Below are 20,210 nucleotides of genomic sequence, written 5' to 3'. Positions count from 1 at the left end.
CTGCTAAAACGTCGCAATTTAGCGCACTTAAAACGGTGATCCTTGTCGTTTCTCGCCCAACGGGTTAGTTTTAACGGAATACACTTTCTGTTTCGTTCTGCATAGGGAGGGGCGTCATGGCTCTGCAACAAGACATCATTCAGGCGCTGGGCGCAAAGCCCGCGGTTGATGCGCAAGAAGAGATCCGCCGAAGCGTTGATTTTTTGAAGTCATACCTGAAAAAAAATTCGTTCCTGAAGTCTCTCGTGCTGGGCATCAGCGGCGGTCAGGATTCCACCCTCACCGGCAAGCTATGCCAGATGGCCATCACCGAGCTGCGTGAAGAGACTGGCGACAGCGCGCTGCAGTTTATCGCGGTGCGCCTGCCCTACGGCGTGCAGGCTGACGAACAGGACTGTCAGGACGCGATTGCGTTTATCCAGCCAGACCGGGTGCTGACCGTCAACATCAAAGGGGCTGTTCTGGCCAGCGAACAGGCGCTGCGTGAAGCGGGTATTGAGCTAAGCGATTTTGTTCGCGGTAATGAGAAAGCGCGCGAGCGCATGAAGGCGCAGTACAGCATTGCAAGCATGACCAAAGGCGTGGTGGTGGGAACCGATCACGCAGCGGAAGCCATCACCGGCTTCTTCACCAAGTACGGCGATGGCGGCACGGACATTAATCCGATTTTCCGCCTGAACAAGCGCCAGGGCAAACAGCTGCTTGCCGCGCTGGGCTGCCCCGAACATTTATATAAGAAGGCGCCAACGGCTGACCTGGAAGACGATCGCCCCTCCCTGCCGGACGAAGCGGCGCTCGGCGTGACCTACGATAACATCGATGATTATCTGGAGGGCAAAACGCTGGATGAGGGCATCGCAAAAATCATCGAAGGCTGGTATTTGAAGACCGAGCATAAACGCCACACGCCGATTACAGTGTTCGACGATTTCTGGAAATAAACGCGAGCATTTTCTCCCTCTCCCTGTGGGCTGAGGAATCCCCACAAAAATTTTATTCAGAAGCGATTAAGTTTTTATTAACAGAATAAAAAGCTTACAGCGCCCCCCGGTCCGGCTGAAAATCGCTGAGGCTTTTCCTGCAGGCCGGGGCGAGGCGCAGGGATGCGCCGAGAGGGCGGCTTTACAGGGACGTTGCCTCCGCCCGCCCCCGATAAGCCGGAAGGAATAAGCCGAAGGCACCGCGAAGCGGCGATTTTCTCTGCCGGGAGCCCGGATTGTTAAGGAGGCGGCGGTGAGCCTCCTTAACACGTTCACAAGTAATGTGATTTCAGAGTAGCAACGCTCATAAAGTGAACGGAATAACCACCACTGCCGTATGTTCCCCCCCTCACCCCGGCCCTCTCCCTCCAGGGAGAGGGGGTATCCGGTGCCAGACTGTAATTTGTGGGGAACCCTCACCCCTGTGGGAGAGGGTTGGGGTGAGGGCAACAGACCGCACGATCTGGCCGGTTCAGCGCAACCCCACCCGGCTCTTTTTTAACCACTCCACACCTGCTACACTGTATACCTGAACAGTATACGGAGCACTATGTGAGCAGGCGTCAATCCGCCCCGCGTCTCGAGTTCGAAGCGGCGGCCATCTATGAATATCCCGAACATCTTCGTCCCTGGCTGGAAGCGCTGCCCAGGCAGCCCGGCGTCTATTTCTTTCATGGCGAAAGCGACACCATGCCGCTCTATATCGGCAAAAGCGTCAATATCCGCAGCCGGGTGCTCTCGCATCTGCGCACGCCGGATGAAGCCGCGATGCTGCGCCAGTCGCGTCGCATCACCTGGATCCAGACGGCGGGCGAGCTGGGCGCGCTGCTGCTTGAAGCCCGGCTCATCAAGGAGCAGCAGCCGCTGTTCAACAAGCGTTTGCGCCGCAATCGCCAGCTCTGTTCGCTGCAGGTCGTCGGCGGCAAACCTCAGGTGGTGTACGCCCGGGAGGTGGATTTCTCCCGCACGCCAAACCTGTACGGGCTGTTTGCCAACAAGCGCGCCGCGCTGCAGACGCTGCAATCCCTCGCGGACGAGCTGAAGCTCTGCTACGGCCTGCTGGGGCTGGAAGCCACCACCCGCGGGCGCGCCTGCTTCCGGTCGGCGCTTAAGCGGTGCGCGGGGGCATGCTGCGGAAAAGAACCCGTCGAAGAACATCAGGCGCGATTTATGGCGGGGCTGGCATCGATAAGCGTGAACTGCTGGCCGTGGGAAGGCGCCGTTGCGCTGAAGGAGTGCGGCGATGGCCTCACGCACTATCACATCATCCACAACTGGCTGTGGCTGGGCGCGGTTGAAAAGTTAACCGACGCTGCCGGGCTGCTGCGCGCGCCCGCCGGTTTCGATCAGGACGGTTATAAAATCCTCTGTAAACCCCTGCTGAACGGACAATACGAGATCGTCGCGCTTAGTGACCCGGCAGCCAGGTAATCTCACTGAACAGCAGCGTGCCGCTGGACTCCAGAAGGCGGAGGGTATGTACGCCCTCTTCCCAACACGCCCCCTGATCGGCGGTCAGTAGTTTTTCGCCAAGCTGCCACGCCCCGCTTAGCACAAAAATCACGCCCCCCCGCGAGCCGAAGGTGGTGAAGGTGCGATCGGCCACGCGAACCTTCGCCCGGCAATGCTCCCGGCGGGTCATAACATTGAAATCCATCGACATCCGGCCTTCGGTCAGCTGCGCCTTGACGGGCAGATCGCCAGAAAAACGATACGGCTGATGGTGCTTCAGGGTATGGCAAAACGCGTGGCCCGCGTCCAGCGTAACTTCGCCGCCCTCAAGAAGGGTGATGACCCGTTCGACGCCCGGAAAAGAGGAAAACTCCCCGTTGCTGGCAATAGACGCAATGCTGGCTCGCCACGAAAAATCACGCGTGGCGGGAGGAAAACAGCAAATCTCGCGCGTTTCTCCGGCACCGTTGCGCCACAGGCTGACCGGCATCTTACGAATATCAAAGAACTCCATCACCTCTCCTGAAGGGCGCAGCCAGCCCCAACGCCGCGGTTCACCACCGCTGCGGTTATGATTGTTATCGTTAGCTATTATCGGCAGCAGAGAGGTATGCCTTAGACGAACGTTAAAAAAATTCTAACGCCATGACTCCGTTGAACATTCTCTGTAGCGACCTGATGAGAATACCGAGCTTATCGCGCCAGGCAAGGGGAGAGAAAAGAAAAACCGCCGGTCCTGCCCACAGCGGTTGCGCTTTTGTGGACAGGATCCCGGCGGTCTTAAGAGAGTTAACCGATTATTCGGCTGGTGCAGGCATTTTACCTTCCGGCGCGTGACGTTCTGTCAGACGCTTCTCAAAATTGGCATTGAATTGTTTTTTCTGTTCCGGAGTCAGAATGTTGTAGATCTTATTCTGAGTCTCCATGCGGGACAGCATCATTGCCTTGTGCTGCGCGGCCATCTTGTCGATCTGTGCTTCAGCTTTTGCCTTATCGAAGCTGTCGCTGGCGATGATGTCATGCATTGCGCGGCGCTCTTCCAGCGGCGGACGCTTCATCTGGTCGCGCTGGCTTTTCATGATGTCGCGCACCTGCTGCTTCTGTGCGTCGGTCAGGTTCAGGTCTTTAAACATCATGTCGTGATGCATACCCGGCATGCCTTTATGATGCATCATCATTTTGCCTTCAGCAGGCGCGGCCGTCGCGGTTGCGGTATCTGCGGCGAACGCCGTACCTGCAGCGCCCAGAGCCAGGGTAGAAGCAACAAACAGTGCAGTTAACTTACGCATAATTATTTCCTTACTTTCAGTTATTCTTCGGCGTGTTGCCGTGTTGACGAGATTAACTTTACGGGGTTTATCGTCAATTAGTCAGAGTAACGGTAAAACAATGAAAGCGTATAAAACACATTTTCACCAAATATGGAGAAATTAAGGATAAAGCGTGGAGAGTTGAAACGAAAATATTCAATTCAATGATTTTAAAGAGAATATGCAGAAGTATATCCAAAGAGAGATTATTAATAAAGCAATTCACCAGGAATAATCTGCAAAAGATCGGCAATCGCGCTTATGGTCAAGAAAATAAAAGGACTGGAGCCCCTCGCATAAAAGAGAGGGGCCACACTCAGGCTAATTTTTCCAGCATCAGCCCGGCCCTGAGGCCAAACGCCACGGCGGGATTCGGGAAAAGAACATACTCCGTCGCTTTCTGCACCTCGTAACGCTCTTCTCCGTCCTCGGCCAGCAGCGCGCCCTGGCGGAACGGCGTAAAGTTCAGCGTGTGTGCGGCCATATGCAGCCGGAAATGCTCGCTGCGGCGCGTAATTTGCTGTACCACGCGATAGCGCACCGGAGGTTCAGCCGCGCGCTCGGGTGCTGACCCGCCCAGCAGGGCCCGCAGCGCGGCGTGCGTGGGCGCAAAGCGTTCGAGATCGTTATGCCCGAACGGCAGCGCTTTTCCCAGCTCCAGCGTGCAGGCCAGCGCGCCGTGCTTTTCACAGGTGAAGTGGGTAAAGGTGCCCCCTGGCGCCTGGTGGAAGACCAGCGCCTCCAGCCCCGCGTCGCCAAGCCAGCGCAGGAAATCGTCATCCCACGGCCCATCGCGCTGGGGGAGCACGCCGAAGCGCACGTGGTACGACGCGCGGATCGCCGTGTGCAGATCGAGATGCCAGCGGTCCGGCCCGGCGGCGGCGAAAAATGCGCTCGCCGCCTGCTCAAGCCGCTGCGCGCGCGCCGTCTCATCGCCCTGCGGAAACTGCGCCCAGCGCCCGCCGAACATGCGGTTAAGATCGCTTTCGAGGTAGCGCTTATTCTGCGCCAGCGCGGGCGGGTTGCCGAGCACCACCAGCACGCGGCAGCGCAGGCTAATATCACCGCGATACAGCGCGCGCAGCAGCAGGTCGACAATCTCGACCGGCGCGGTTTCGTTGCCGTGAATGCCCGACGACAGCAGCAGCGACCGTCCGTCCTCGTCAAACGGCGTCAGCTCCAGCACGCCGCGCTCAAGCCAGCGCCAGCGAAATGAGGGGCCTTCCCCCTCGCGCCGCGCCGGCGAGTCGTTCGCCAGCGTCAGCGCCAGTAAATTTTCCATACCCTCCCCTTAGCGCTGGAACGGATAAACCGATCCCAGCCGCAGGATGTTCGTCAATGCGTCCAGCGCCTCGCGCCCTTCGCGCAGCAGCTGCGGATCAACCAGGTCGGCCTGGGTGAGCCGGTCGCGATAGTAGCGCTCGACCCAGTCGTTAAGGCTGTTAAACAGCGCGTCGTTCATCATCACCGCAGGATTGACCGCACGCATTTCATCCTGCGTCAGCACCACGCGAAGGCGTAAACAGGCCGGACCGCCGCCGTTGGCCATGCTTTCGCGCAGGTCAAACACCCTCAGCTCGTCGATCGGGTTATCGGCTTTCACCAGCGCGCTCAGATAGCGCCACACGCCGTCATGGTTGCGCGACTCCTGCGGCAGGACCAGCATCATGCTGCCGTCATCCCGGCTCAGCAGCTGGCTATTGAAGAGGTAGGTTTCGACCGCGTCCTGCACGCTGACCGCCTCAGTGGGTACCTGAATCGGCGTAAAGCCGGGCACCCGCTCGCGCAGCGCGGCGAGCAGCCTGTCCTGCTGGGCAAACGCCTGCTCGTGACAGAACAGCACCTGGCGGTTGGAGACGGCAATCACGTCGTTATGGAACACGCCCTGATCGATAACGTGCGGGTTTTGCTGGGCAAACATCACCTGCGACGGATTGACCTGATTCACCCGCGCGACGGCCTGGCTTGCCGCGAGCGTCTGGCGCGCCGGATAGCGGGCCGGTGCGGAAGGACCGCCCTCTTCGCGCCCGTAGATAAAGAGCTGAAGGCCCGGCTCGCCGTAGTCACCGCCCAGGCGATTATGGTTGGCAGCGCCTTCATCGCCAAACATCGCTACCTGCGGCAGCGCCTGATGCACCTCAAAATGGGCTTCATCATTAAAAATGGCGCGCAGCACGCGCTCGGTGGTTTCCGCTTCCGTGGTGCGGTGGAACTTGTTGTTGAGGTTAGCGACCGTCAGGTGAACCTTGCCGTCCAGCGTATCCGCCGACGGCGCGACGGTTGCCGCGTTAGCCACCCACATAGAGGACGCGGAGCTGGCCGCCGACAGCAGGTGCGGCGTTTGCGTTCCCGCCTTTTCGACCACCTGCTCGTCGCTGCCGCTAAAGCCGAGCTGGCGAAGAACGGGCACGTTAGGGCGCTCCTGCGGCGGGATCACCGCCTGCGGGAAACCGGCGTCCGAGAGCGCCTTCATCTTCAGCAGCCCCTGCTTCGCCGCCAGCTTCGGGTTAGAGACCTGAAAGCGGTGCTTCGTCGAGGCCTCATTGCCAAACGACAGCCCGGCGTAGTGGTGCGTCAGCCCCACCAGCCCGTCAAAGTTAACCTCACGCGCTTTCATGATCGTCTCCCTGCGAAAAATCCAGACCCGGGCTGAGCGTGCCCGGCAGCGTCAGCGCGGGCGTTTCCAGGCTCGCCATCGGCCACGCGCAGTAATCAGCCGCATACCACGCGCTGGCGCGATGGTTGCCCGACGCCCCCACGCCGCCAAACGGGGCGGTGCTCGCCGCGCCGGTCAGCGGTTTGTTCCAGTTGACGATCCCGGCGCGCGCTTCCAGCAGGAGTTGGTCAAACTTCTCGCGCTGCGGCGAAATCAGCCCGCTCGACAGGCCGTAGCGGGTGTTATTGGCCATCGCGATGGCGCTGTCAAAATCGTCATAGCGCCAGACGCACAGCAGCGGGCCAAAGACCTCTTCGTCCGGCACGCGGCTCGCGCCGCTCATCTCAATAATGCCCGGCGTCAGCAGCGATGTCTCCGGCTCAACCAGCTTCGGCTCCAACAGGGTTTTCGCCCCGCGCGAAACGTGATCCTGCCAGGCGTTCAGCACGTTCTGCGCCGCCTGCCCGGAGATCAGCCCGCCGATAAACGGCTGCGGCTCGGCGTCCCATTTTGCCGGAACCAGCCGCGCGCTCACCTCGACGAGGCGCTTAAGGAACGCATCCCCCTGCGCCCCGCGCTTCACCAGCAGGCGGCGCGCGCAGGTGCAGCGCTGCCCGGCGGTAATAAAGGCCGACTGGATGGTCAGATGCACCGCCGCATCAATATCGTCAGGATCTTCCACGATCAGCGGGTTGTTGCCGCCCATCTCCAGCGCCAGAATTTTTTCCGGCTGCCCGGCCAGCTGGCGGTGCAGCTGGTAGCCCGTTCCGGCGCTGCCGGTAAACAGCAGGCCGTCAACGTCGGCGAGCGCGCTCAGCGCCTGACCCGTTTCGCGCCCGCCCTGCACCAGGTTCAGCACGCCCGGCGGCAGGCCCGCCTGCTCCCAGAGTTTCACCACCGCCTCTCCGGTCAGCGGCGTGAGCTCGCTCGGCTTGAAGATCACGGTGTTGCCCGCCAGCAGCGCGGGCACGATATGCCCGTTCGGCAGATGGCCGGGGAAATTGTACGGGCCAAACACCGCCAGCACGCCGTGCGGCCGGTGGCGCAGCGTGGCGGCGCCGTCGGGCATCTCGGTGTGCTGCTCGCCGGTGCGGGTGTGGTAAGCCTTCACCGAAATCGCGACTTTGCCGATCATCGCCGCCACCTCGGTCGCCGCCTCCCAGCGCGGCTTGCTGGTCTCGGACGCGATAATGCGCGTCAGCTCGGCTTTATTGGCCTCCAGCAGCCCGGCAAATTTTTCGACGATCGCCTGACGCGCGGAGAATGGCTGTTTCGCCCACGCCGGAAACGCGCGGCGCGCGGAGGCACAGGCCAGCTCAACCTGCCCCGCGCTGGCGTCGTTGCCCTGCCAGAGCACCTCTTTGCCCACCGGATTGGTTTTAACGCGCGGTTCGCCCTCGCCCGTGATCCAGTCACCGTTAATCCATAAAGTCATGCTGTCTTCTCCTCCGGGCAGAGCCGCACCAGGCGAACCGCGTCGCCGGCATTGCATTTCAGGGCATCGAGCTGCGCGGCGGTCAGCACCAGGCGCTCGCATTTCGGGTTGGTTCGCACCAGCATGGCGCGGAAGTTTTCGTAGTGCTCGTTTGCCACCAGGCAGGCGGGCCACTCGCCCGGCGCGGGCTGGCCTTCCGCCACCTGCACGAGGCGGCTTTTGCGGATCGCACGCACGCGGTCGATGTCGCACTCCAGCGTCGGCCCGCCGTCAAAGATGTCGACGTAGTTGCGGTAGCGGAATCCCTCTTTCTCCAGCACCGCGCGGGCAGGCGCGGTTTGCGGATGAACTTCACCAATCACCGCCTGCGCTTCCGGGGTTAAGAAATGGGTATAGATAGGATGCTTCGGCATCAGCTCGGCGATAAACGCCTTCTGCCCGGTTCCGCACAGATAGTCCGCGCGGCTAAATTCCATCGAAAAGAAGCGTTCGCCCAGGCTTTCCCAGAACGGCGAATAGCCTTTTTCGTCTATCACGCCGCGCATTTCTGCAACGACCTTTTCGTTAAAGCGATCGCGAAACGCGGCCATAAACATAAAGCGCGATTTAGAGAGCAGATAGCCGTTGCCCTCCTTGCGCCACTCCGGGTCGAGGAACAGCGTGCAGAGCTCGCTGGCGCCGGTGTGATCGTTACAGAGAAACAGCGTCGGCAGCGCGTTGTAAACGTTCAGCTCTTTCGAAGCGTGAACCATGGTGCCGACGCGGTAGTTGTACCACGGGTCGTTCAGGCCGACCGCCACCTCAATGGCGCAAATCCCGGCGACCGTTCCGGTGTCGGTGTCTTCCAGCACGAACACGTAGCCCTGTTCGCTTTTTGGCAACGTCCCCTGCCAGGTTTGCAGGGCGCGCTCGATGCGCGCCGACAGCGTTTTCTCATCAACGGGAAGCGAGGTCAGCCCGCCTCCCGTCTTACCGGCGAGCTGCATGAGCGCGGCGATATCGCCGCGCTCAACGGGACGGATGACCATCATGATGACACCCCGGACTTCACTTTTTCACAGGCCAGCGCAAAGCGGTCTAAGCCTGTGCGAATTTCCTCTTCGCTCACCACCAGCGCCGGCGCAAAGCGCACCACGTTGGCACCGGCAATCAGCACCATCACGCCCAGCTTCGCCGCTTCCTGTGAAACCAGCTTCGCTTTTCCGGCAAACTCAGGCGCAAGCTCGCAGCCGATCAGCAGCCCCAGGCCGCGGATCTCTTTGAACAGGCCGGTCTTACCGTTGATGGCGTTCAGGCGCTCCACGAACCACGCGTGGCGTTGCTTCACGCCGTTGAGCACCTCTGGCGTATTGATGATATCGAGCACCTGCCCGGCGACCGCCGTGGCCAGCGGGTTACCGCCGTACGTTGTGCCGTGCGTGCCGACAACCATCACGCTGGCGAATTTATCGGTGGTCAGCATCGCCCCTACCGGGAAGCCGCCGCCCAGCGCTTTCGCGGTGGAGAGCACGTCCGGCGTGACGCCATAATGCATGTAGGCATACAGCTCGCCGGTGCGGCCCACGCCGGTCTGGACCTCATCGAAAATCAGCACCGCGTTGTGGCGATCGCACAGCTCGCGCAGCCCCTGCAGGAAGGCCTTCTGCGCGGGCACCACGCCGCCTTCGCCCTGCATCGGCTCGACGATCACCGCGCAGGTGTTGTCATTAATCAGCTCGCGGGCAGAGTCGAGATCGTTATAGGCCGCGTGGCGAATGTCCGGCGGCAGCGGCGCAAAGTCCTGCGAGTAGGACGGCTGGCCGCCCGCGCTCACGGTAAACAGCGTGCGGCCGTGGAAGGCGTTCTTGAACGCCACGATGCCGCTCTTGTGCGCGCCGAACTTATCGTGGGCGTATTTGCGCGCCAGCTTGAGCGCCGCCTCGTTGGCTTCCGCCCCCGAATTACAGAAAAAGACTTTTTCAGCGAAGGTGGCGTCGATCAGCTTTTTCGCCAGTCGCAGCGCCGGCTCGTTGGTATAGCCGTTGCCGGTATGCCAGAACTTAGCCGCCTGGTCGTTCAGCGCCTGACGCAGCGCCGGATGCGCGTGGCCCAGCGCATTTACCGCGATCCCGCCGGCAAAGTCGATATACTCTTTGCCCTGCTGATCCCACAGGCGTGAGCCTTCCCCCCGTACCGGAATAAAAGCCGCCGGAGCGTAAACCGGCATCATCCATTCATCGAAATTTTCACGCGTGATTGACAGAGACATAGCGACCTCATCCGGTAAATAAAAGGTTGTTTAAATGTTAAATATTTGAGTGTTTGCACTGTGAATGTAGATTGCAGCCTTCGTGCCAGCCAGCGATAAAAATGCATAAACGGGTTGTTCAGACAGAATATCAACGGGTTACGATATGGAGTTATTCACTGTTATTGCATAAAAAGTGAATATTTTTACGACAAGCGGCGCTTTGCCGCACGAAAATCAGAAAGAGTATGCAGAGGCCAAATATAATTCTGGAATTGTGATCGCTCGCGAAATTTAGCGATCGTTTGCGCCCTGTTTGCGGGCAGCGCGCGTCGTAATGGTGCAAAAATTGCACCGTTGACGTTATCTGTTGCAGTTATTGGTCGATCCCGATACCAGACGCGGCAAATTCTGCTACCATCCCTGCACTATTCACCTTGCATTGGCAGCGACTATGAAATTTGTCTCTTTTAATATCAACGGCCTGCGTGCCCGCCCCCATCAGCTTGAAGCAATTGTTGAGCAACATCAGCCTGACGTAATCGGCCTGCAGGAGACAAAAGTCCACGACGATATGTTCCCGCTCGAAGAGGTCGCGAAGCTGGGCTACAACGTCTTCTATCACGGGCAGAAAGGCCACTACGGCGTGGCGCTGTTGACCAAAGAGACGCCGGTATCGGTGCGTCGCGGCTTCCCGGGCGATGATGAAGAGGCGCAGCGCCGCATCATCATGGCGGAAATTCCGTCCCCGCTGGGCAACATCACGGTGATCAACGGCTACTTCCCGCAGGGCGAAAGCCGCGATCATCCAACCAAGTTCCCGGCCAAAGCGAAGTTTTATCAGGACCTGCAAAACTACCTGACCACCGAGCTGGACAAAGAGAATCCGGTGCTGATCATGGGTGATGTGAATATCAGCCCGACCGACCTGGACATCGGCATTGGTGAAGAGAACCGCAAGCGCTGGCTGCGCACCGGCAAATGTTCCTTCCTGCCGGAAGAGCGCGAGTGGATGGACCGCCTGCTCGGCTGGGGCCTGGTGGATACCTTCCGCGCCGCTAACCCGGAGACGCAGGATCGCTTCTCGTGGTTCGACTATCGCTCGAAAGGCTTCGACGACAACCGCGGCCTGCGCATCGACCTGCTGCTGGCAAGCTCGCCGCTGGCAGAGCGCTGCGTTGAAACCGGGATTGACTACGACATTCGCAGCATGGAAAAACCGTCGGATCATGCGCCGGTATGGGCGAAATTCAAGCTGTAACGCCGCGTGACCATGCGTAAAACCCTCTTCCTGTGCGCCCTTCTGGGCGCCTTTATTCTTGCGTTTCGTTTTCTGCCGCCCGGCACGCTCTCGCTCGATACCATTAAAGCTCACCAGCACGCGCTGATTGCGCAGGTTAATCACGCGCCGGTTCAGAGCGCGCTGCTCTACTTTGCGGTATATGTGCTGGTTTCCGCGCTCTCCATTCCCGGCGCGGCGTTCCTGACGCTGCTCGGCGGCGCGCTGTTCACCCCGTGGCTGGGCGTACTGCTGGTGTCGTTTGCCTCCACGCTCGGCGCGACGCTGGCGATGCTTGCCAGCCGCTACCTGCTGCGCGACTGGGTCCAGCAGCGTTTTGCCCTGCAGATGAAAACGGTCAACGCCGGTATGGCTCACGACGGCGCGGGCTACCTTTTTGCCCTGCGCCTGATGCCGCTGTTCCCCTTTTTCCTGGTCAACCTGCTGATGGGGCTCACGCGCCTTGGCGTGCGCCGCTACTGGTGGGTTAGCCAGCTGGCGATGCTGCCCGCTACGGTCATTTTCCTGAACGCCGGACGCGCGTTAGGAAACATAACCTCACTGCGCGATATTCTGTCGCCTGGGCTGATCGTTGCCTTTACACTGCTGGGATTATTTCCGCTGGTGACCCGCTGGCTTCTTTCCCGTTATCCCTTTTCGACCAAAAAGTGAGGCATCATGCGCCGTGTGCGTTTTTGCGCGATTCTGACAGGCCTGCTCTTTGCAGCCCCCGTGCTGGCAGCAGACAGCTGGCAAACCCTCCAGCAACAGGCCCAGGGCCAGACGGTCTGGTTCAACGCCTGGGGCGGTGACCCGGCGGTAAACCGCTATCTCGACTGGGTGAGCGGAGAGATGAAAACCCACTACGCCATCGACCTTAAAATCGTACGCCTGGCCGACGCAGCCGACGCGGTTAAACGCATTCAGACGGAAGCCCGCGCGGGGCGCACGGCGAAAGGCTCGGTCGATCTGCTGTGGGTTAACGGAGAGAATTTCCGCACCCTGAAGGAGGCCGGCCTGCTGCAAACCCGGTGGGCGCAGACGCTGCCGAACTGGCGCTACGTCGATATGCAAAAGCCGGTGACGGAAGATTTTGCGGTTGCCACAGAGGGCGCTGAATCCCCGTGGGGCGGCGCGCAGCTCACCTTCATCGCCCGCCGTGGCAGCACGCCTACGCCGCCCGCCGATCCGCAGGCGCTGCTGGCGTACGCGCAGCAGCATCCGGGCAAGGTGAGCTACCCTCGCCCGCCGGACTTTACCGGCACCGCGTTTCTTGAGCAGATGCTCCTCACGCTGACCGAGCATCCTGACGCGCTAAAAAAAGCGCCGGACGCCGATTTCGCCCAGGTTACCGCGCCGCTTTGGGCCTGGCTCGACGCCCTGCACCCGCTGCTGTGGCGCGAGGGGAAAGATTTTCCGCCGTCCCCCGCCAGAATGGACGCGCTGCTAGCCAGCGGCAGCCTGAATTTTTCGCTGACCTTTAACCCGGCCCACGCGCAGCAGAAGGTGGCCAGCGGCGAGCTTCCTTCTGACAGCTATAGCTTCGGCTTTCGCAACGGCATGCTCGGAAACGTCCACTTCGTGGCGATCCCGCTAAACGCCAGCGCCAGCGCGGGAGCAAAGATGGTCGCTAACTTCCTGCTCTCCCCGCGGGCGCAGATCCGCAAGGCCGACCCCGCCGTCTGGGGCGATCCGAGCGTGCTGGACGCGAGCAAGCTTCCCGCCGATGCGGCAAAAGCGCTTGCCGCCTTTACGCCTGCGGGCCAGCCGGCGGTGCTGGCTGAACCGCACGCCGCCTGGGTGAACGCGCTGGAGCAGGAATGGCTTCGCCGCTACGGTACGCGCTAGGCGGCCTTGCCCGGCTGGCGATGGCGGTGATTTACGTGCCGCTCGTGCCCGCGGCCGTCATCCTGCTGGCTCCGGCGTTCTCCTCTGAGGGGTGGCAGTCGCTTCTCGGCGATCCGCAGCTACCCCAGGCGCTGGCCGCCACGCTGGTTTCAACCCTGATTGCCACGCTCGGCGCGCTGCTGATCGCGCTCGGGTTCGTTGCCCTGCTCTGGCCCGGCGAGCGCTGGCAGCGCCTGAGCGGCCGCCTGCCGTGGCTGCTGGCCGTGCCCCACGTCGCGTTTGCCACCAGCGTGCTGCTGGTGTTTGCCGAGGGCGGCCTTTTTTACCGATTCTGCACGCTCTGCGCGCCCCAGCTGGACCGTTACGGCGTCGGGTTGGGATTTACGCTCGCCGTTAAGGAGAGCGCCTTCGTGCTGTGGGCCATCTGCGCGGTGCTGCCGGAGCAGCGGCTGGCGCAGCAGAACGTGGTCTTGCAAACCCTCGGCTACGGGAGGCTGCAGCGCCTGGCCTGGCTGGTCATTCCGGCAATTGCCCCGGCGCTGGGCGCGGTGATGCTCGCGGTCCTGGCCTGGTCACTTTCGGCCGTCGACGTGGCGATCGTTCTCGGTCCGGGGAACCCGCCGACGCTGGCGGTGCTGGCCTGGCACTGGCTGAGCCAGGGCGATGAGGGCCAGCAGGTCAAGGGCACGCTGCTGTGCCTGCTTCTGCTGGCGCTTTTAGCGGCGCTGGCCGCGCTGGGCTACGGCCTGTGGAGAGCCTGGCGGCGCGCGGTGCCGAACCTGTCCGGCGTTCGACGGATATCGCACGCCCCGCTTCCCGAACGCGCGCTGGGCTGGCTGTTGCCCGCCTGCGGCATCCTGTGTACGGTCGTGCTGGTTGCGCTGGCGCGCGACGACGGTGCCGCCCTGACGCTTGTCAGCACCAGCCTGTCCCTGGGCCTGCTGTCGAGCCTGATCGCCCTGGCGGTTATTTTCCTCTGGCTCGAGTGGGGCCCCCGGCGCGGCGCGCTGTGGATCTGGCTGCCGCTGGCGCTTCCCGCCCTGCCGCTCGTTTCCGGCCAGTACGCGCTGGCGCTGCGGCTCGGCCTGGACGGTGAGTATGCCACCGTGCTGTGGAGCCACCTGCTGTGGGTGCTGCCGTGGATGCTGCTGATGCTGCAGCCCGCCTGGCGCAGGCTCGATCCCCGGCTGATCCTCACCGCCAGAACGCTGGGCTGGTCGCGCGGAAAAATCTTCTGCCTGCTAAAATGTCCCCTGCTGCTTCGCCCGGCGCTGCTGGCGTTCGCCACCGGGTTTTCGGTGAGTATGGCCCAGTACATGCCTACGCTGTGGCTCGGCGCGGGACGCCTCGCCACGCTAACCACCGAGGCCGTTGCGCTCAGCAGCGGCGGCAGCGTGCCGGTGCTCGCCAGCCGCGCGCTGGGGCTGTTGCTGTTAACGGGCGGCGCGTTCGGCGTGGCCGCGCTGCTGGCCCGCCTCGCCGGGCGCTATCGACAAGGATTACGCTGATGCTCAACGTCAACGACCTCACCATTGAGCCGCTGTTTCGCGGGGTGAATTTTTGCGTACCGCGCGGCGAGATCGTCACGCTGATGGGCGCCTCCGGCAGCGGGAAATCAACGCTGTTTTCGTGGATGGCGGGCGCGCTTGCCGCGGATTTTCAGGCGCAGGGCGAGCTGTGGCTGGACGATCGCCGCTGCGATGAATTGCCCACGGAGCAGCGGGGAATCGGCGTTCTTTTCCAGGACGCGCTGCTGTTTGACCACTTCAGCGTTGGGCAAAACCTGCTGCTGGCGCTGCCCGCGCGCGTGGCAGGAAAGGCGCGTCGGGAGGCGGTGCAGGCGGCGCTGGCGTCGGCCGGGCTGAATCACCATTATCATAGCGATCCCGCAACGCTCTCCGGCGGTGAGCGCGCGAGGGTGAGCCTGCTTCGCGCCCTGCTTGCCGAGCCGCGGGCGCTGCTGCTGGACGAGCCGTTCAGCCGCCTCGACAGCGCGCTGCGCGCCAGCTTCCGCGCGTGGGTCTTTGACGCCGTCCGCGCGCGCAATATTCCGGCGGTGCTGGTCACGCATGATGAAAACGATATTCCGCCCGGCGGCCAGGTGATTGCGCTTTCTCGCTGGCAATAATGTGCTAACGCAATGTTTTCCGCGACGGGAACGACGACAATGACGCCCTCATTTTTCTGTGTCAGGATTTTCGATGAAACGTGTTTCTCAACTGACCGCGCTGGCCCTGCTTTGCGGCCTCGCCTCATTCTCTTCCCTGGCGGCTAACATGCCCCACGCCCTCACGCTTGAGCAGCTGCAACAGCAGCACGGCGCGGCGATCGATACCCGCCCCAGCGCGTTTTATAACGGCTGGCCGCAGGCGTTAAGCGCCCCTTCCGGGCATGAACCCGCCGCGCTGAACCTTTCCGCCTCGTGGCTCGGCGCGATGAGCGACGCGCAGATAGCCGCATGGGCAAAAGCCCATCAGCTTTCCGCCGACAGGCCGATTGCGCTTTACGGCAGCGAAAGCGATAACCAGGCCGTCCGGGCCCGGCTGGAAAAAGCGGGCTATACGCAGATTTCCCTTCTGAGCGATGCCCTTCAGGCCGCCGATCGCCTGCAGCGCCTGCCGCACTTCGAACAGCTGGTTTATCCGCAGTGGATCCACCAGCTGCAGCAGGGTAAACCGGTGGTTGCCGCGCCGAAGGGCGACTGGAAGGTGATTGAAGCCGCCTGGGGCGCGCCGAAGTTCTATCTGCTGAACCATATTCCCGGCGCGGACTACATCGACACCAACGACGTCGAGAGCGAGCCGCTGTGGAATAAAGTCTCCGACGACAAGCTGAAGGCGCTGCTGGCAAAATACGGCATTCGCCACGACACCACGGTGATCCTCTACGGCCGCGACGTCTATGCGGCGGCGCGCGTGGCGCAGATTATGCTGTACGCGGGCGTTAAGGACGTGCGTCTGCTTGATGGCGGCTGGAAGACTTGGTCAGATTCCGGGCTGCCGGTTGAACGCGGCATGCCGCCGAAGGTGAAACCGGCCCCCGATTTTGGTGCCCCTATCCCCGGCCAGCCTCAGCTGATGGTTGATATGGAACAGGCGCGCGGCATGCTCAATCGCCAGGACGCCTCGCTGGTCAGCATTCGCTCGTGGCCGGAGTTCATCGGGGAAACCAGCGGCTATAGCTACATCAAGCCAAAAGGCGAGATTGCGGGAGCGCGCTGGGGACACGCGGGCAGCGATGCGACCCACATGGAAGATTTCCACAATCCGGACGGCACCATGCGCAGCGCGGACGACATCGCCGCCATGTGGAAAACCTGGAATATCCTGCCCGAGCAGCACGTGGCGTTCTACTGCGGTACGGGCTGGCGCGCGTCGGAAACCTTCATGTACGCGCGGGCGATGGGCTGGAAAAACGTCTCCGTGTACGACGGCGGCTGGTACGAATGGAGCGCCGACCCGAAAAACCCGACGGTCACCGGCGAACGCGGGCCTGAGAGCGTGCGCTAGGGCCTGAGCGCCTTCAGCGTTACGTATCCGCTCCAGATGCGCGTTGTGGTGGTCAGCCAGCACAGCGCGCCAAACGCCCACGCAAACAGCGTGAAGTGCGCCGGAAACAGGCAGCACAGCACGAACAGCGCGATCGTCTCCGTCCCTTCCGTTAACCCGCCAATGTAATAGAACGACTTATGCGCATAGCCGGGGTTATCAATATCGTGCTTCGCGGCCAGCGCCGCAAACGCCAGGAAGCTGCTCCCGGTGCCGATAAAGGCGAACAGCAGCCAGGCGGCCGCCAGCGCGTTCTCTGCGGGCGCGGCGAGGGCGAAGCCAAACGGCACCAGCGCGTAGAACAGAAAATCAAGCGCGATATCCAGAAATCCCCCAGCGTCGCTCAATCCCCTGCGGCGCGCCAGCGCGCCGTCAAGGCCATCGAGCAGGCGGTTCAGCACAATGGCGGCCAGCGCCGCCGGATACCATCCCAGCGCCAGAAACGGCAGCGCCAGCACGCCGATGGCAAACCCGGTCAGGGTGAGACCGTCCGGTGAGATAAAAGGCTTATCCAGCGCGGCGGCCAGGCGGCCGAGCGCGGGCTTGACGCGCGGGTGCAGGTGACGATCAAGCATGCGGCTTTCCTTTGGCGCTGTCGCACAGCCCCTGCGCGGGGATCTCCAGCGCGGCGTTAAAGCGAGCGGAGAGATTCTGGAACGCAATTAGCGCCGTCATCTCGGTAATGGCTTCGTCCGTAAAGTGGCGCTTGAGGTCGGCCTTTGTGGCCTCGTCCACGCGGGGCGGCGTGGCGGTGACCGCGTCGGCATACGCCAGCGCCGCGCGCTCTTCCTCGCTGAACAGCGCGGAGGCATGCCAGTCGCTCACGGCCTGCACTTTATCCCGCGCGCCCGCTCTCTCCGCCAGGCGCAGGCTGTTGGCGTCAATACAGAACGCGCAGTGGCAAAGCTGCGACACGCGGGTCATCAGCAGCGAGCGCAGCACCGGGCTAAGCCGCGCGCTGCGCCGCTCCAGAAAGCCGACGAACAGCGCCACCAGCCAGAACAATCGCGGCATGCGGCCCCACCAGCGGGTGGGGTTTAACACCGCGCCGAAATGTTTCTTCTGTACGGCGGCGATGGGCTTAAGGCTGGCGGGAATGTTGTTGATGGGGCTTACCCAGGCGGTCGTCTCTTTCACCTGATTCTCCTGACGGCTGGACTCTTTGAAGGGGGACGATAATATGTCGGTTTTCATTATCAATTATTGACACTCATGCTGAAAACACTCGAAGTTGTGGCGGCCATTATCGAAAAAGACGGCAACATTTTACTGGCCCAGCGCCCTTCCCACGCCGACCAGCCGGGAATGTGGGAGTTCGCGGGCGGAAAGGTGGAGGCCGGGGAGACCCAGCCGGAGGCGCTGATCCGCGAGCTGCGCGAAGAGCTGGGCATTGAGGCCCAGCCTGAACGCTACGTGGCAAGCCACCGGCGCGAGGTGTCGCAGCGGCTGATAAACCTCCACGCGTGGCATGTGCCCGCCTTTCGCGGCGAGCCCACGGCGCATTACCACGCGCGGCTGGCGTGGTGTACGCCGGAGGAGGCGTTTGGCTACGATCTGGCCCCCGCCGATATTCCCCTGCTTGAAGCGTTTATTCTTTTACGCGCCGCCAGACCAGCGGGTTCGTGCTGATGGTGCGCTCGTCGCGCTGGCACTGCAGCAGTACGCCATCAGCCTTCACCACCGCGCCTTCCGAATAGTTTTGATCCTGATAAATACAGCACCGGTTGCACGGCTGCGCGCGCTGCCCGCTGGTGCTAAACACCTCTGGCGGCACGTTGACCTCCACGTCCGGGCGAATGCGGTCGGCCTGCGCGCCTGCGGATAAAAGGGCCAGCAGCGCGGTAAAAACATAACGATTCATAGACGTCTCTTCCTGTTGTCTTCTGATAATGACTATAACGGTAAAAAACGGCCCGACCTTTAATTTATCTCACCATCGCTTTTGGTTATGACAGGCGCCGCGTAATGAATTTCCCTTTCTGGCGGAATTTCCGCTTGCCTCGCAAAGCGGTGCGGGTGGTATAGTCAAAAAAACAACACAAAACACCTACGTATTATAAGAGGTTCTTATATCTATGGATCAGACACGCTCTCTGGAAGACTTTCTTAACCATGTTCAACGGCGCGACCCGCATCAAAGCGAGTTCGCGCAGGCCGTTCGCGAAGTGATGACCACCCTGTGGCCATTCCTTGAAGAAAACCCGCGCTATCGCCAGATGTCGCTGCTCGAGCGGCTGGTCGAGCCGGAGCGCGTTATTCAGTTCCGCGTGACGTGGGTCGACGACCGCAATCAGGTGCAGGTCAACCGCGCGTGGCGCGTGCAGTTTAACTCGGCAATCGGCCCGTTCAAGGGCGGCATGCGCTTCCACCCTTCCGTTAACCTCTCTATTTTAAAATTCCTCGGCTTCGAGCAGACGTTTAAAAACGCGCTGACCACCCTGCCGATGGGCGGGGGCAAAGGCGGCAGCGATTTCGACCCGAAAGGCAAAAGCGAAGGGGAAGTGATGCGCTTCTGCCAGGCGCTGATGACCGAACTGTATCGCCACCTGGGGCCGGATACCGACGTCCCGGCGGGCGATATTGGCGTGGGCGGACGCGAAGTCGGCTTTATGGCCGGAATGATGAAAAAGCTCTCCAACAACAGCGCCTGCGTCTTTACCGGCAAGGGTCTTTCGTTCGGCGGCAGCCTGATTCGCCCGGAAGCGACCGGCTACGGCCTGGTCTACTTCACCGAAGCGATGCTCAAGCTTCACGGCCTGAGCTTTGAAGGCATGCGCGTGGCGGTGTCCGGCTCCGGCAACGTCGCGCAGTATGCCATCGAAAAGGCGATGCAGTTTGGCGCACGCGTAGTAACCGCCTCGGACTCCAGCGGTACGGTGGTGGACGAAGCCGGCTTTACGGCGGAGAAGCTGGCGCGCCTGTGCGAAATCAAAGCCAGCCGCGACGGCCGCGTGGCCGACTATGCCCGCGAGTTTGGCCTGACCTATCTGGAAGGTAAACAGCCGTGGGCGGTACCGGTGGATATCGCCCTGCCGTGCGCCACGCAGAATGAACTGGACGCCGAGGCCGCGCACACGCTCATCACCAACGGCGTGAAGGCGGTCGCGGAGGGCGCAAACATGCCGACCACCATCGAAGCCACCGACCTGTTCCTGGAGGCGGGCGTGCTGTTCGCGCCGGGTAAGGCGGCGAACGCGGGCGGCGTGGCGACGTCCGGCCTGGAGATGGCGCAAAACGCCGCCCGCATGGGCTGGAAGGCAGAGAAAGTGGATGCGCGCCTGCACCACATCATGCTGGATATCCACCATTCCTGCGTGGAGTACGGCGGCGAGGCGTCGCAGACCAACTACGTGCGCGGCGCGAATATCGCCGGATTCGTGAAGGTGGCGGATGCGATGATTGGGCAGGGTGTGATTTAAGGTTTATATCGTGCGGCCGGGAGCCCTCTCCCCGTCCCTCTCCCATGGGGAGAGGG

The 20,210-nt window shown here is 61.8% G+C and carries 20 protein-coding genes; 10 read left to right on the top strand and 10 right to left on the bottom strand.

Annotation, left to right across the window (positions count from 1 at the left end; genetic code table 11):
• Positions 1 to 116 precede the first annotated feature (116 nt).
• Both nadE and cho read left to right on the top strand, forming a co-directional pair.
• Complete coding sequence (gene nadE, locus DBY73_RS01380) at positions 117 to 941, top strand: ammonia-dependent NAD(+) synthetase (protein ID WP_112009435.1); 825 nt, start codon at positions 117 to 119, stop codon at positions 939 to 941.
• Positions 942 to 1,532: 591 nt separating this feature from the next.
• A complete protein-coding gene (gene cho / locus DBY73_RS01375) occupies positions 1,533 to 2,411 on the top strand; it encodes an excinuclease Cho (RefSeq protein WP_220092919.1) in 879 nt (292 codons plus the stop codon).
• On the opposite strand, the gene ves is transcribed toward cho, so the two are convergent.
• The 7 genes from ves to DBY73_RS01340 form a co-directional block, all read right to left on the bottom strand.
• The gene (gene ves / locus DBY73_RS01370; protein ID WP_112009433.1) at positions 2,389 to 2,946 is read right to left on the bottom strand and encodes an environmental stress-induced protein Ves; all 558 of its coding nucleotides are present in this window, start codon (positions 2,944 to 2,946) and stop codon (positions 2,389 to 2,391) included. The genes cho and ves overlap by 23 nt on opposite strands.
• A 283-nt stretch (positions 2,947 to 3,229) precedes the next feature.
• Positions 3,230 to 3,724 (bottom strand): ATP-independent periplasmic protein-refolding chaperone Spy, encoded by a 495-nt coding sequence (gene spy, locus DBY73_RS01365; RefSeq protein WP_181573193.1) that lies wholly within the window; start codon positions 3,722 to 3,724, stop codon positions 3,230 to 3,232.
• A 334-nt stretch (positions 3,725 to 4,058) separates the two neighbouring features.
• Positions 4,059 to 5,024 (bottom strand): succinylglutamate desuccinylase, encoded by a 966-nt coding sequence (astE, locus tag DBY73_RS01360; RefSeq protein WP_112009431.1) that lies wholly within the window; start codon positions 5,022 to 5,024, stop codon positions 4,059 to 4,061.
• 9 nt (positions 5,025 to 5,033) lie between these two features.
• Positions 5,034 to 6,359, bottom strand: coding sequence for an N-succinylarginine dihydrolase (astB, locus tag DBY73_RS01355; protein WP_112009430.1), 1,326 nt, complete (start codon positions 6,357 to 6,359; stop codon positions 5,034 to 5,036).
• Positions 6,346 to 7,833, bottom strand: coding sequence for a succinylglutamate-semialdehyde dehydrogenase (gene astD / locus DBY73_RS01350; RefSeq protein ID WP_112009429.1), 1,488 nt, complete (start codon positions 7,831 to 7,833; stop codon positions 6,346 to 6,348). Before astD ends, astB begins: the two co-directional genes overlap by 14 nt.
• The gene (gene astA, locus DBY73_RS01345; RefSeq protein WP_112009428.1) at positions 7,830 to 8,864 is read right to left on the bottom strand and encodes an arginine N-succinyltransferase; all 1,035 of its coding nucleotides are present in this window, start codon (positions 8,862 to 8,864) and stop codon (positions 7,830 to 7,832) included. The genes astD and astA overlap by 4 nt, the downstream gene beginning before the upstream one ends.
• Complete coding sequence (locus DBY73_RS01340; protein WP_112009427.1) at positions 8,861 to 10,081, bottom strand: aspartate aminotransferase family protein; 1,221 nt, start codon at positions 10,079 to 10,081, stop codon at positions 8,861 to 8,863. Before DBY73_RS01340 ends, astA begins: the two co-directional genes overlap by 4 nt.
• Before the next feature lie 433 nt (positions 10,082 to 10,514).
• Here DBY73_RS01340 and xthA point away from each other — a divergent pair, with 433 nt between their 5' ends.
• The 6 genes from xthA to DBY73_RS01310 all read left to right on the top strand — a co-directional run bounded on the left by xthA (position 10,515) and on the right by DBY73_RS01310 (position 16,696).
• Positions 10,515 to 11,321, top strand: a complete 807-nt coding sequence (gene xthA, locus DBY73_RS01335; protein ID WP_112009426.1) for an exodeoxyribonuclease III — start codon at positions 10,515 to 10,517, stop codon at positions 11,319 to 11,321.
• A 6-nt stretch (positions 11,322 to 11,327) separates the two neighbouring features.
• Entirely contained in the window at positions 11,328 to 12,011 is a 684-nt protein-coding gene (locus DBY73_RS01330; RefSeq protein ID WP_112009425.1) for a TVP38/TMEM64 family protein, read from the top strand.
• Positions 12,012 to 12,026: 15 nt separating this feature from the next.
• A complete protein-coding gene (locus DBY73_RS01325) occupies positions 12,027 to 13,187 on the top strand; it encodes an ABC transporter substrate-binding protein (RefSeq protein ID WP_112009611.1) in 1,161 nt (386 codons plus the stop codon).
• Positions 13,160 to 14,695: a thiamine ABC transporter permease gene (locus tag DBY73_RS01320; RefSeq protein WP_112009424.1), complete on the top strand. Its 1,536-nt coding sequence runs from the start codon at positions 13,160 to 13,162 to the stop codon at positions 14,693 to 14,695. The genes DBY73_RS01325 and DBY73_RS01320 overlap by 28 nt, the downstream gene beginning before the upstream one ends.
• The gene (locus DBY73_RS01315; RefSeq protein WP_112009423.1) at positions 14,695 to 15,315 is read left to right on the top strand and encodes an ATP-binding cassette domain-containing protein; all 621 of its coding nucleotides are present in this window, start codon (positions 14,695 to 14,697) and stop codon (positions 15,313 to 15,315) included. Before DBY73_RS01320 ends, DBY73_RS01315 begins: the two co-directional genes overlap by 1 nt.
• A gap of 73 nt (positions 15,316 to 15,388) precedes the next feature.
• Positions 15,389 to 16,696 carry a rhodanese-like domain-containing protein gene (locus DBY73_RS01310; protein ID WP_112009422.1) on the top strand — a complete coding sequence of 436 codons (1,308 nt, stop codon included), beginning with the start codon at positions 15,389 to 15,391 and terminating at the stop codon, positions 16,694 to 16,696.
• On the opposite strand, the gene DBY73_RS01305 is transcribed toward DBY73_RS01310, so the two are convergent.
• Both DBY73_RS01305 and DBY73_RS01300 read right to left on the bottom strand, forming a co-directional pair.
• Positions 16,693 to 17,310 (bottom strand): CDP-alcohol phosphatidyltransferase family protein, encoded by a 618-nt coding sequence (locus DBY73_RS01305; protein WP_112009421.1) that lies wholly within the window; start codon positions 17,308 to 17,310, stop codon positions 16,693 to 16,695. The genes DBY73_RS01310 and DBY73_RS01305 overlap by 4 nt on opposite strands.
• Entirely contained in the window at positions 17,303 to 17,872 is a 570-nt protein-coding gene (locus tag DBY73_RS01300; RefSeq protein ID WP_112009610.1) for a carboxymuconolactone decarboxylase family protein, read from the bottom strand. Before DBY73_RS01300 ends, DBY73_RS01305 begins: the two co-directional genes overlap by 8 nt.
• A gap of 75 nt (positions 17,873 to 17,947) precedes the next feature.
• Between DBY73_RS01300 and DBY73_RS01295 the strand changes: the two genes are divergently transcribed.
• Complete coding sequence (locus tag DBY73_RS01295) at positions 17,948 to 18,364, top strand: pyrimidine (deoxy)nucleoside triphosphate diphosphatase (protein ID WP_112009420.1); 417 nt, start codon at positions 17,948 to 17,950, stop codon at positions 18,362 to 18,364.
• Here DBY73_RS01295 and DBY73_RS01290 read toward each other — a convergent pair.
• Entirely contained in the window at positions 18,324 to 18,596 is a 273-nt protein-coding gene (locus tag DBY73_RS01290; RefSeq protein ID WP_112009419.1) for a YnjH family protein, read from the bottom strand. The two genes, DBY73_RS01295 and DBY73_RS01290, sit on opposite strands and share 41 nt — an antisense overlap.
• A 214-nt stretch (positions 18,597 to 18,810) precedes the next feature.
• Here DBY73_RS01290 and gdhA point away from each other — a divergent pair, with 214 nt between their 5' ends.
• On the top strand, positions 18,811 to 20,154 hold the full coding sequence (gene gdhA / locus DBY73_RS01285; protein ID WP_112009418.1) for an NADP-specific glutamate dehydrogenase: 1,344 nt from the start codon (positions 18,811 to 18,813) through the stop codon (positions 20,152 to 20,154).
• Positions 20,155 to 20,210 lie beyond the last annotated feature (56 nt).

The organism is Enterobacter sp. RIT418, from assembly GCF_003057745.1.
Classification (GTDB): domain Bacteria; phylum Pseudomonadota; class Gammaproteobacteria; order Enterobacterales; family Enterobacteriaceae; genus Enterobacter.
Note: the sequence above shows the minus strand (reverse complement) of the source record. Positions and strands in the feature narration are given on the sequence as shown.